Annotated in this window: 10 protein-coding genes; 8 read left to right on the forward strand and 2 right to left on the reverse strand. The window is 72.4% G+C overall.

What is annotated here, in order from left to right; genetic code table 11:
- The first annotated feature begins 76 nt into the window (after positions 1-76).
- The gene (locus A3Q37_RS05000) at positions 77-730 is read left to right on the forward strand and encodes a response regulator transcription factor (RefSeq protein ID WP_065478062.1); all 654 of its coding nucleotides are present in this window, start codon (positions 77-79) and stop codon (positions 728-730) included.
- A gap of 10 nt (positions 731-740) precedes the next feature.
- Here A3Q37_RS05000 and glgX read toward each other — a convergent pair whose 3' ends face one another.
- Positions 741-3,032 (reverse strand): glycogen debranching protein GlgX, encoded by a 2,292-nt coding sequence (glgX, locus tag A3Q37_RS05005; protein WP_065478064.1) that lies wholly within the window; start codon positions 3,030-3,032, stop codon positions 741-743.
- A 153-nt stretch (positions 3,033-3,185) separates the two neighbouring features.
- On the opposite strand from glgX, the gene A3Q37_RS05010 reads away from it, so the two are divergent.
- The 7 genes from A3Q37_RS05010 (at position 3,186) to A3Q37_RS05040 (ending at position 10,277) form a co-directional block, all read left to right on the forward strand.
- Positions 3,186-4,427, forward strand: coding sequence for an Ig-like domain-containing protein (locus A3Q37_RS05010; RefSeq protein WP_065478068.1), 1,242 nt, complete (start codon positions 3,186-3,188; stop codon positions 4,425-4,427).
- 265 nt (positions 4,428-4,692) lie between these two features.
- Positions 4,693-5,943 (forward strand): Ig-like domain-containing protein, encoded by a 1,251-nt coding sequence (locus A3Q37_RS05015; RefSeq protein WP_065478070.1) that lies wholly within the window; start codon positions 4,693-4,695, stop codon positions 5,941-5,943.
- Positions 5,944-6,026: 83 nt separating this feature from the next.
- Entirely contained in the window at positions 6,027-6,794 is a 768-nt protein-coding gene (locus A3Q37_RS05020; protein WP_065478073.1) for an enoyl-CoA hydratase/isomerase family protein, read from the forward strand.
- Between the two features lie 296 nt (positions 6,795-7,090).
- Positions 7,091-7,606, forward strand: coding sequence for an ATP-binding protein (locus tag A3Q37_RS05025; RefSeq protein WP_065478076.1), 516 nt, complete (start codon positions 7,091-7,093; stop codon positions 7,604-7,606).
- Between the two features lie 399 nt (positions 7,607-8,005).
- The gene (locus A3Q37_RS05030; protein WP_065478079.1) at positions 8,006-8,830 is read left to right on the forward strand and encodes a polysaccharide deacetylase family protein; all 825 of its coding nucleotides are present in this window, start codon (positions 8,006-8,008) and stop codon (positions 8,828-8,830) included.
- Between the two features lie 39 nt (positions 8,831-8,869).
- A complete protein-coding gene (locus A3Q37_RS05035; RefSeq protein ID WP_006127690.1) occupies positions 8,870-9,085 on the forward strand; it encodes an EF-hand domain-containing protein in 216 nt (71 codons plus the stop codon).
- 145 nt (positions 9,086-9,230) lie between these two features.
- Entirely contained in the window at positions 9,231-10,277 is a 1,047-nt protein-coding gene (locus A3Q37_RS05040; protein WP_065478083.1) for a CopD family protein, read from the forward strand.
- On the opposite strand, the gene A3Q37_RS05045 is transcribed toward A3Q37_RS05040, so the two are convergent.
- Positions 10,274-11,755 (reverse strand): carboxylesterase/lipase family protein, encoded by a 1,482-nt coding sequence (locus A3Q37_RS05045; RefSeq protein ID WP_107471494.1) that lies wholly within the window; start codon positions 11,753-11,755, stop codon positions 10,274-10,276. The genes A3Q37_RS05040 and A3Q37_RS05045 overlap by 4 nt on opposite strands.
- Positions 11,756-11,807: the final 52 nt, after the last annotated feature.

Here is an 11,807-nt window from a genome sequence, read left to right on the forward strand (position 1 = left end):
ACCTGGTCGGGCACCCGTGAGCGGCCCCGGCCCCAGGTCCTGGCCAGAGGCCCATGACCCCCCGTACGGTGCGATCATGACCGAGACCCCCGCCCGTACCGTCACCCTCGTCGTCGTCGATGACCATCCGGTCGTCCGGGACGGACTGCGCGGCATGTTCACCGCCGCCCCCGGCTTCGAGGTGCTCGGCGAGGCGGCCAACGGTGTGGACGCGCTCGCCGTCGTCGGTGAACTCGACCCCGACGTCGTCCTGATGGACCTGCGGATGCCCGGCGGCGGGGGAGTGGCGGCCATCGCGGAGCTGACCCGGCGCGGCGCCCGCTCGAAGGTCCTGGTGCTGACCACGTACGACACCGACTCCGACACCCTCCCCGCGATCGAGGCGGGCGCGACCGGCTACCTCCTCAAGGACGCCCCGCGCGAGGAGCTGTTCGCCGCCGTCCGGGCCGCCGCCGACGGGCGCAGCGTCCTGTCGCCCGCCGTCGCCTCCCGGCTGATGACCCGGGTCCGCACCCCCGCCGCCGACCCGGCCGAGACCGCCCTGTCGGCCCGGGAGCGGGAGGTGCTGGTCCTGGTGGCCCGGGGCACGACGAACCGCGAGATCGCCGCCGAACTGTTCATCAGCGAGGCGACCGTGAAGACCCACCTCACCCATGTCTTCGCCAAACTGGGCGCCAAGGACCGGGCCGCGGCCGTCGCCGTCGGCTACGACCGGGGCATCCTCGGCTGAGCGGCCCCCGCTACTCCACCACCCGCAGCAGCAGCACCGAACGGGCCGGCACCGCCATCTCCGTACCGCCGTCCAGGACCGTGCCCGGAGCCTCGGCCTGCTCCTCCCGCGAGGTGTCCAGGACCAGTTCGTACGCGGCTCCCCACGGCGCTCCCGGCAGTGCGAAGGACGTCGGCTCCGCGCCCGCGTGCAGGACGGCCAGGAAGCTGTCGTCGGTCACCGGCTCGCCCCGCGCGTCCCGCCCCGGGATGTCCCGGCCCGAGAGGTAGAGCCCGAGCGTGGCGGCGGGGGCGTACCAGTCTCCCTCCGTCATCTCCCGGCCGTCCCGGGCGAACCACGCCAGATCCCGCAGCCCGTCCGGGGCCTGCGCCCGGCCGGAGAAGAACGCGCGGCGCCGCAGCACCGGATGGGTCCGGCGCAGCGTCAGCACCCGGGCCGTCAGCGCGATCAGCTCCCGCCACTGCGGCTGCTCCAGCAGCGACCAGTCCAGCCAGCCGGTCTCGTTGTCCTGGCAGTAGGCGTTGTTGTTGCCGCCCTGGGTCCGGCCCATCTCGTCGCCCGCCACCAGCATCGGCACCCCGGTGGACAGCAGCAGCGTGGTCAGCAGATTACGGAGCTGACGGCGGCGCAGCGCGTTGATCTGAGGATCGTCGCTCTCGCCCTCGACCCCGCAGTTCCACGCCCGGTTGTCGTTCGTCCCGTCCCGGTTGCCCTCCCCGTTCGCCTCGTTGTGCTTCTGCTCGTAGGAGACCAGGTCGCGCAGGGTGAAGCCGTCGTGCGCGGTGACGAAATTGACCGAGGCGTACGGGCGGCGCCCGCCCCAGGCGTACAGATCGCTGGAGCCGGTCAGCCGGTAGCCGAGATCCCGTACGTCGGGGAGCGCGCCGCGCCAGAAGTCGCGCACGGCGTCCCGGTAGCGGTCGTTCCACTCGGTCCACAGCGGCGGGAACGCCCCTACCTGGTAGCCGCCGTTGCCGACGTCCCACGGTTCGGCGATCAGTTTCACCCGGCGCAGCACCGGGTCCTGGGCGATCACCGCGAGGAACGGGGAGAGCATGTCCACGTCGTGCATCGAGCGGGCCAGCGCCGCCGCCAGGTCGAAACGGAAGCCGTCGACGCCCATCTCGGTGACCCAGTAGCGCAGCGAGTCGGTGATGAGCCGCAGCACCTGCGGCTGCACGACGTGCAGGGTGTTGCCGCAGCCGGTGTAGTCGGCGTAGCGGCGCGGGTCGCCCTCCAGTCGGTAGTAGCCGCGGTTGTCGATGCCGCGCAGCGACAGCATCGGGCCCAGCTCGCCCGCCTCCGCGGTGTGGTTGTAGACGACGTCGAGGATCACCTCGATCCCGGCGTCGTGCAGCGCGCGCACCATCCGCTTGAACTCGCCGACCTGCTGGCCGGCGGTGCCGGAGGCGGAGTAGTCGGCGTGCGGGGCGAAGTAGCCGATGGAGTTGTAGCCCCAGTGGTTGTGCAGCCCGCGCCGCAGCAGATGGTCCTCGTGCGCGAACTGGTGCACCGGCAGCAGTTCCACCGCCGTGACCCCCAGCCGGGTGAGGTGCTCGATCGCCGCCGGGTGCGCGAGACCGGCGTACGTGCCGCGCAGCTCGGGCGGGATGTCCGGGTGCAGCCTGGTGAAGCCGCGTACGTGCAGCTCGTAGATGACGGAGTCGGCCCACGGGGTCTTGGGCCGCCGGTCCTCCACCCAGTCGTCGTCATCGTGGACGACGACCCCCTTGGGGACGTACGGGGCCGAGTCCCGGTCGTCGCGCACGGTGTCGGCGACATGCTGGTCCGGCCAGTCCCGGACATGCCCGTACACCTCGGGCGGCAGGGTGAAGGTCCCGTCGACGGCACGGGCGTACGGGTCGAGCAGCAGCTTCGCCGCGTTCCAGCGGGCCCCCGTCCACGGGTCCCAGCGGCCGTGCACCCGGTAGCCGTAGCGCTGACCGGGCCGTACGCCGGGGACGAAGCCGTGCCAGATCTCATGGGTCAGCTCGGTCAGCGGGCAGCGCGTCTCGGCGCCCCGCTCGTCGAACAGACACAGCTCGACCGCCTCGGCCCCGCCCGCCCACAGCGCGAAGTTCGTCCCCGCCACCCCGTCCGGGCCGACCCGGAAGCGGGCCCCCAGAGGCATCGGGGCCCCGGGCCACACGGCCGGGGCCGGGGCCGCGGCCCGTACGGCCTCGGCGTGCTCGGTGCGCTGCACCTCCACGATCTCCGCGCGGACGGCGGCCACCGTCCCCGGATCCTGCACCGCCTCCCGCTCGGGATCCTGTACTGCCTCCTGCTCGGCTGCGCTCGACACCGTGTAGCCTCCCGCGGCTCGTAGGACGGGCACCGGAGAAGGGGCGCGCGGCGTCCCGGCCGCGGCCCCTTTCAGGTAGTCCTCCCCTCTGTTCTGCCCACCGGGCGGCCCGCACTCACGTTTCCCCCGACCGGCCCTGGTCGTTGGGGGAGCGTGAACCACACAGCGAAGAGCGCACGCGCCTCCTCGGCCGCCGTGCTGACCTGGGCAGGACTGCTGACCGTGCTGGCCCTTCTGACCGGCTGCACCGACACCCGGGAGGCCCTGCTCAACGGCAAGGCCCGGTCCCCCGGCGACGCGATCAGCGTCTTCCCCGAGAACGGGGCCGAGGACGTCGACGAGGAGACCCGGATCGCGGTGAAGGTCCCCGACGGGCGGCTGGAGAGCGTGAAAGTCATGCGGATCGAGGACGCCCAGCAGCAGACGGTGGCGGGGCGCATCGCCGAGGACGGCCGCTCCTGGGCCCCGGAACCCAAGGTGGCCCGGCTCGCCCTCGCCGCGAAGTACAGCATCGACGCGGTGGCCGTGGATGCGCGGGGCCGCCGCTCCGCCCGGCACGCCACGTTCACCACGCTCGTGCCGGAGCACCGCTTCATCGGCTACTTCAAACCGGAGAACCGGTCCACCGTGGGCACCGGCATGATCGTTTCCTTTGCCTTCAACCGGGCGATCGCCGACCGGGCCGCGGTGGAGAAGGCCATCCGGGTGACGTCCGATCCGGTGGTGGAGGTCGTCGGCCACTGGTTCGGCAAGGACCGGCTCGACTTCCGCCCGAAGACGTACTGGAAACCCGGCACCGAGGTCACCGTCGACATCGGGCTGCGGGACGTCGAGGGCGCCCCGGGCGTCTACGGCAGCCAGGACAAGACGGTCGTCTTCACCGTCGGCCGCCACCAGATCTCCCGGGTCGACGCGGAGGCCAAGACCATGGAGGTACGCCGGGACGGCGAGCTCGTCAGCACGGTCCCGATCACCGCGGGGGCCCCGAAGACCACCACGTACAACGGGAAGATGGTGGTCACCGAGATGCACGAGGTGACCCGGATGAACGGGGCGACCGTCGGCTTCACGGACAAGGAGGGCAAGGGCGAGTACGACATCAAGGACGTACCGCACGCGATCCGGCTCACCACCTCCGGCACCTTCCTGCACGGCAACTACTGGGCCGACGAGTCCGTCTTCGGCGAGGAGAACGTCAGCCACGGCTGCATCGGACTGCGCGACGCCAAGGGCGGCGGCGGCTCCACCCCCGGCGGCTGGTTCTTCGACCGGACCCTCATCGGCGACGTGGTCGAGGTGGTCAACTCCAAGGACAAGAAAGTCGCCCCGGACAACGGGCTCAGCGGCTGGAACATGAGCTGGAAGAAGTGGACGGCGGGCTCCGCCCTGCGCTGAGAACCCGGGTCCGGCGCTCCCGGAGCCCGGCCCGGCCGCCTCGTCCCCGCCCTGCCGCCCCGGCCCCGGCCGCCTCGCCCCGGCACCCCGCGCCACCTGCACAGCTCCCCGCGGAGCCGCCCCGACCAGTTGGGACGGAACGGTGACATTCCGGGGGGAGTTCTCCGCGCCCGCGATGTGATTATCTTGCGGCGGGCGTGCAGGTGTAGCGCGCGGGGGTGCGGGCCACGGCGGGAGCCGGGCCGTGCGAGGGGAGACGACCACAGTGAACGGGCAGCCGATATCGGGGGCATCGGCCGGGGCGAGCGGGAAGCGGCGCGGCGGACCGGGGCTTCTGGCCCTGGTTCTGGGGGCTCTGCTGGTGCTGGTGACGGCGTGCGGAGGCGGCGGCAGCGCCGACGCGGGGGACGAGAAGGGGCCGGCGGGCGGCACGAAGAAGGAGGACACGACCGCCTCGCGGGCGGTCGTGACCATCGCGCCCAAGGACGGCGCGGAGTCCGTGGCGACCAGCGGCGCCCTGAAGATCGGCGCCGAGCAGGGCAAGCTGACCACGGTGAAGGTCGCCGACCCCAAGGGCAACGAGGTCGAGGGCGAGATCTCCGCCGACGGCGCGAGCTGGACGCCCGAGCGCCACCTCGCCGCCTCCACCAAGTACACGGTGCACGCGGTCGCCAAGGACTCCGACGGCCGCGAGTCGGCCAAGGACACCACCTTCACCACGCTCGTCCCCGCGAACACCTTCATCGGGCACTACACGCCCGAGGACGGCTCCACCGTCGGCGTCGGCATGCCGGTCTCCATCAACTTCACCCGTGGCATCACCGCCCCGGACGCGGTCGAGAAGGGCATCAAGGTGACGGCCGAACCGGCCGTCGAGATCGAGGGCCACTGGTTCGGCAACGACCGCCTCGACTTCCGCCCCGAGAAGTACTGGAAGCCGGGCACCAAGGTCACCGTCGAACTCAACCTCGACGGCGTCGAGGGCCGGCCGGGCGTCTACGGCCAGCAGTCCAAGACGGTGACGTTCACCATCGGCCGCAGCCAGGTCTCCACCGTCGACGCGAGCAGCAAGCGGATGAAGGTGGTCCGCGACGGCAAGCAGATCAAGGACATCCCGATCTCGGCGGGCGCCCCGGCGACGACCACGTACAACGGTCAGATGGTCATCAGCGAGAAGCTCAAGGTGACCCGGATGAACGGCGACACCGTCGGCTTCGGCGGCGAGTACGACATCAAGGACGTCCCGCACGCCATGCGGCTGTCCACCTCCGGCACCTTCCTGCACGGCAACTACTGGGGCGCGTCCTCGATCTTCGGCACCACCAACACCAGCCACGGCTGCGTCGGTCTGCGCGATGTGCGCGGCGGCTACGACAACCAGACGCCGGCGGCGTGGTTCTACAACAAGTCGATGATCGGCGACGTGGTCATCGTGAAGAACTCCAAGGACAAGCAGATCCAGCCGGACAACGGCCTCAACGGCTGGAACATGGACTGGGAGGAGTGGAAGAAGTAACTCCCTTCCCCTCTTCGAGCGGGCCCGGTGCTGTGACCAACGGCACCGGGCCCGCAGTCGTTAGCGGTGGTTAACCTCTAGCCATGACTGTGACCTTCGAAGTACGCGACGGCGTCGGCACCATCCAGCTCGACCGGCCGCCCATGAACGCCCTGGACGTCGCGATCCAGGACCGGCTGCGGGAGCTGGCCGAGGAGGCGACCCGGCGCGAGGACGTGCGCGCCGTGATCCTCTACGGCGGCGAGAAGGTGTTCGCGGCGGGCGCGGACATCAAGGAGATGCAGGCGATGGACCACACGGCGATGGTCCTCCGCTCCAAGGGCCTCCAGGACGCCTTCACCGCCGTCGCCCGCATCCCCAAGCCGGTCGTCGCCGCCGTCACCGGCTACGCGCTGGGCGGCGGCTGCGAACTGGCGCTCTGCGCCGACTTCCGGATCGCCGCCGACAACGCCAAGCTCGGCCAGCCGGAGATCCTCCTCGGCCTGATCCCCGGCGCCGGCGGCACCCAGCGCCTCGCCCGCCTGATCGGCCCCTCCCGCGCCAAGGACCTCATCTTCACCGGCCGCATGGTCAAGGCGGAGGAGGCCCTGACCCTGGGCCTCGTCGACCGCGTGGTCCCGGCCGCCGAGGTCTACGACCAGGCCCACACCTGGGCCGCCCAGCTCGCCAAGGGCCCCGCGCTGGCCCTGCGCGCGGCCAAGGAGTCGATCGACGCGGGCCTGGAGACGGACATCGACACCGGCCTCACCATTGAGCGCAACTGGTTCTCCGGCCTGTTCGCCACGGAGGACCGCGAGCGGGGCATGCGCAGCTTCGTGGAGGAGGGGCCGGGGAAGGCGACGTTCCGCTGATCCATAGTCAGATGGCCGGTGATCCGTAGTCAGATCGGGGCCGCGGGTAGTCGGCTCGGGTGGGCCTCGCGTGGGGGTTCATCCCTGAGGGCGGATTATCCGGGCCTTAAGGCAACCTTAAGGCCCGGTGCCGTCGTCGTTCGGGCCGTGTGCGTCGGGTGGGGTGTCGTCGCAGCTCAGGCAAGCCGTTCGCGGGGCTGTGTTGCCGAAGGCATATGCCAAAAGCCTTCCCGGGGTCGTGTCGATGCGGGGTGCGGATTCCGAAGGAACGGCCCCGGAAGGCGATCCGTGCGGCCATGATGGTGGGCATGGCGGGCCTGGAGGGTGTGGAGCAGCCGCGACCGCGCAGTAGCGCGACGGCGGCACGCAGTTCGTCGACCATGGATGACGAACAGGCGTTCAAGGCGCTGGAGTTGTTCGGAAATCCGACCGAGAAGGAAGTCCGGCTGCCGTCCCGCCCGGAGTCGGCGGCGACGGCCCGTCGGCTCACCTCCTGTGTCGTCCTCCGTCAGTGGGCCCTCTCGCCGCAGACCGCGGAGTACGCGGTGCTCCTGGTCTCCGAGCTCGTCGGCAACGCGGTGCGCCACACCGGGGCCCGGGTCTTCGGGTTACGCATGGTGCGCCGGCGGGGGTGGATCCGGGTCGAGGTGCGTGACCCCTCGCGCGGGCTGCCGTGTCTGATGCCGGTGCGCGAGATGGACGTCAGTGGCCGCGGGCTCTTCCTCGTCGACAAGCTCTCCGACCGCTGGGGCGTGGACCTGCTGCCGCGCGGCAAGACCACCTGGTTCGAGATGCGGATCTCCGACCGCTGATACGGGGAGGGCTCCGCGCCGCCGGAACGCAGAAGCCCCCGGTCGGCCGTGGTGCGGCGCTGCGGGGGCTTCTGTGGGGGGCCGCGAAATGGGGGGTGTGTCCGCGGCCGCTTGTGACGACCTGAACCCGGGTCGATGGGGGTCGTGGCTCCGACTATGGCAGACGGGCGACCCCGGTGCCAAAGCGACTTGTCGGAACATTTAAGGAACAAACGGGCAACTCTTGGTTGAATCGTAGGTGTGCTCGGTCACTTGCCTGGTTTTCCATGCATTTTTATGGCAGTGCTTGAATGATTCATTGATCATCTGCTGAACTGCGCAATCGTCTTATTTCGGTCAGCGCGCCTCTACTGTGTCCCCGGGAATCGGTGAAATCCGTGGAACGTGAGGTGGGCGGGCATGGACGGACGCAGGGCTCCGATGGGCCGCCGCGACGTGCTCGGCGCGGGCGCCGGGGCGCTGGTCGCCGTCCTTGCCGCAGGCTGCGCCGCCCCGGCCCCTGGCACCCCCGTCGCCCCCGGGCCCAGTGCTCCCGGCCCCACCGGCTCCGCCGCCCCCGCCACGGCCGCCGCCCCGCACCGCTTCCCCGGGCTGCCCTTCCGGATCGCGCACGGGCCCCGCGACCGGCCCCGCATCGCCCTCACCTTCGACGGGCGGGGCGACCCCGACCTCGCCCGTACCGCGCTCGCCCGGTGCGAACGGGCCGGGGCGCGCGTCACGGTCCTCGCGGTCGGGACCTGGCTCGCCGAGCACCCCGGACTGGCCCGCCGCATCCTCGACGGGGGCCACGAGATCGGCAACCACACCGAGCACCACCTCGACCTCGCGGCCCTGGACGAGCGTGCCGCGTACGAGGAGATCGCCGCCTGCGCCCGGCGGCTGCGCCGGCTCACCGGGTCCATCGGCGCCTGGTTCCGGCCCTCGCCCACCGCGTACGCCTCCCCGCTCGTCCAGCGCCTCGCCCGGCGGGCCGGCTACCCCCATGTCCTCGGCTGCGACGTCGAGTCGCGCGACCACGAGGCCACCCGCGTCGCCGCCGTCACCCGGAAGGTCGCCGGGGAGCTGCGCAACGGATCGGTGGTGGAGCTCAGCCTCGGCCGCCCGGTCACCGTCGAGGCCCTGCCGCTGCTCCTCGCGGAGATCGGCCGACGCGGGCTGCACGCGGTCACGGCGACGGAGCTACTGGGCCGACCGGCCGCCGGCTTCACCCGTACGGCCCGATAATCTGACCCCTGACATCCGGCATCACGAAGGGGCGGAACAGTGGCGGACATCGAGTCGGCGCGCGCGGTATTCGAGAAGTTCGACGCGAACGGCGACGGCCTCATCACGGCCAACGAGTACAAGAGCGCGATGGCCCAGCTGGGCGACCCCTTCGTCACCGAGACGGTGGCGCAGGCGATCATCAACGCACACGACGCCAACGGCGACGGCCAGCTCACCTTCGACGAGTTCTGGGCCGCGCAGAACAAGGCCTGAGCAGAGCACAGTTTCAACCGTCGCGGCGGTCGGTCCCTCCTTCCTCACGTCGGGGCCGGCCGCCGCGGGTACGTCCGGAGGAGCCCCTCCCGTCCGCCGTGCGCGGCTTGCTGCGGCTTTGTCCACCGACGAGGATCGAGCCGTGATGTTCTCCGGACCCCCGGCCGACCCGGCCACGCCGATCCCGCCGACGACGTCGGCGGGCAGCGTGCCGCGCCCCGGCGAGATACCCGGGCGGGCGACCGCGCCGTCGCCGTCCGGCCGCTCGTGGACGGCCCCTCTCCTGCTCGGTGCGGCAGGCGTCCTCGCCCTCCTCATCGCGCTGTTCGGGCCCGGCCTCATGGCCCGCGGCACCGGCGAACTCCGGATACCCGGCGCGGGGCTCACCACCGTGCTCCGCACCGTCCTGTTCGCCGCGCTCGCCCTCCACCTGGGCGAACTGGTCGCCCCGCAGCTCATCCGGCCCGTCCGGGGCCGCCCCCGTACCGCCGTACGGAGCTGGGCGGTGTTCGCCTCGCTCGCCGGGGCGGCCGCCGCGGCCGGGCAGATCGTCCGGCTCGCCGCCGTCAGCGACCTCGGGATCACCGAGACCTACGGCACCCGCGAGGGCGGACTGCTCCTCCTCATCGCCAACGGCCTGGTCCTCGCCGCCCTCTGCGCCGGCAGCAAACGCCCCGTCCTCGCGCTCGCCCCGCTCGCCGTCGTCATCGGCGCGGAGGCCCTGCGCGCTCACCCGGAGGCGTACAGCCCCGAGTTCGGCGCCGCCCTGACCGTCGTCCATCTGACGGCCGCGTCGCTGTGGACCGGCGTCCTGCTGTACGTCCTGCGCACCATGTGGCTCTGGCGCGGCTCCCCCGTCGCGGCCCGCGCGCTGCTCGGCCGGTACGCGCGCCTGGCGATCTGGCTGTACGTCGCCCTCGCCGCCACCGGCACCGCCTCGACCCTGCGCCGGCTGCCGCTGGACGTGGTGTTCACCTCCGCCTACGGGCGCACCCTGCTGCTCAAGCTCGCGCTGATGGCCGTCGTCAGCATGCTGGCCCTGGCGGCGCGGCGGCGCATGCTCCGGGACACCGACCCGGCCGTCGCGCACCGCCTCGCCCGCCGCGAACAGGTCGTGCTGGGGCTTGTCGTGGTCGTCTCGGCGGTCCTCACCGTGGTCCCCGACCCGCACTGGATCTCGCTCAGACCCTAGGCGTTCCGGTACGGCTCCCAGCTCCGCAGCTCGTCGTCGCGCGGGGCCAGGACCACGGCCGGACCGCTCTGTCCGTCATGGCCGAAGAACCCCACCGGCCGCCGCGCGTCCCAGGACGGCCACCCCGGGTCCCCGCCCGTCGCGAAGTCCACCCACGCCCGGTGCATCGCGTCCGCCAGCTCCTGCGGGGCGTCCGGGCCGGTCAGGGCCCGGGTGTCGGGGTGGGCGAGCGTGTCGAAGACGAAGCCCAGCTCCAGCGCGTGACAGGCGCCGAGTCGCTGTACGGGGGTGGGCCAGCCGAACTCGTACACGTACGTCGCACCGGGCGTGTCCGTCCGGGCGTCGGCCAGCCGGTTGAGCGGGATCCGCAGCAGCAGGTCCGTCGCGAGCGCTCCGAGGATCTCACCCGGCGTGGCGTCCGGGCGGTTGGCGCGGTACGTGCGGGCGGTCGCGTTCGGCACCCGGAACTTCAGCAGCGCCAGGCGCAGCTTCAGCCGGCTGATCTTCTCGGTGAGGCCGCCGGGCACGAACCAGAGCCGGTACTCCTCGGTGTTCGTCCCCAGCAGCAGATCCACCCCGGCGGACGCGCCCGCCTCCAGCGCCGCCACCGGGTCCTGCGGCAGCAGGTCGCCGTCGACGACCAGCTGGAAGGAGTTGCGGCCGGTCAGCGGGTTGCCGCCGCTGGTCACCTCGGTCTGCGCGTCCAGCAGCGTCTCCGGGTCCACGGCGGCCAGCGCGGCGGCCGTCGCGGGCACCCCGAGCCGCTGCGCGATCAGCTCGGTCGTGCCGCGCGCCGCGTCCGGGGGCAGCGCGGCGGGCGCCCCGCTCTGGAGCACCGCCCGCCGGAAGAGCCCCGCCGACCGGGGCGCGGCCAGCAGCCCGGCGATCGAGATTGCGCCCGCCGACTCCCCGGCCACCGTCACCCGGTCCGGATCGCCGCCGAACGCCGCGATGTTGTCCCGCACCCACTCCAGGGCGGCCAGCTGGTCCAGCAGGCCCCGGTTGGCGGGCGCGTCCGGGAGGACGCCGAAGCCCTCGACGCCCAGGCGGTAGTTGACGGAGACGAGGACCACCCCGTCCCGGGCGAACGCGGATCCGTCGTACACCGGCACCGCCGAGGAGCCGTGCACCAGCGAGCCCCCGTGGATCCACACGAGGACGGGCAGCCCGGTCGCGCCCGGCGCGGGCGTCCACACATTGAGGTTCAGCCAGTCGTCGCCCGGCACCGCCGGGTCCGGCAGCAGCCGGTCCAGCGGCGGGGCGTAGGGCCGCTTGGGGGCGGTCGGGCCGTACGCCACGGCCTCGCGCACTCCGGTCCACGGCTCCGGCGGTCCGGGCGCGCGGAACCTCCGCGCGCCCACCGGCGCGGCCGCGTACGGGATGCCGCGGAAGACCGCGACGCCCCGCTCCACCGCCCCGCGCATGGTGCCGTGCACGGTCCTCACCTGCGGGGGAGCCCCCGCCACGATGTCGGTCATGGTGCCTGCCAACTCCTCTCGCGGTGCGGTGGTGCGGCCGCCCTGCTCCGGT

Origin of the sequence: Streptomyces sp. PTY087I2 (assembly GCF_001687325.1) — a bacterium.
In the GTDB taxonomy this organism is placed as follows: Bacteria; Actinomycetota; Actinomycetes; order Streptomycetales; family Streptomycetaceae; genus Streptomyces.

Bases quoted from the DNA above. Each gene is read 5' to 3' on its own strand.
- A3Q37_RS05030 (WP_065478079.1), top strand. From the start codon at position 8,006: ATGGACGGACGCAGGGCTCCGATGGGCCGCCGCGACGTGCTCGGCGCG.
- A3Q37_RS05000 (WP_065478062.1), top strand. From the start codon at position 77: ATGACCGAGACCCCCGCCCGTACCGTCACCCTCGTCGTCGTCGATGAC.
- A3Q37_RS05040 (WP_065478083.1), top strand. From the start codon at position 9,231: ATGTTCTCCGGACCCCCGGCCGACCCGGCCACGCCGATCCCGCCGACG.
- A3Q37_RS05025 (WP_065478076.1), top strand. From the start codon at position 7,091: ATGATGGTGGGCATGGCGGGCCTGGAGGGTGTGGAGCAGCCGCGACCG.
- A3Q37_RS05045 (WP_107471494.1), bottom strand. From the start codon at position 11,755: ATGACCGACATCGTGGCGGGGGCTCCCCCGCAGGTGAGGACCGTGCAC.
- A3Q37_RS05020 (WP_065478073.1), top strand. From the start codon at position 6,027: ATGACTGTGACCTTCGAAGTACGCGACGGCGTCGGCACCATCCAGCTC.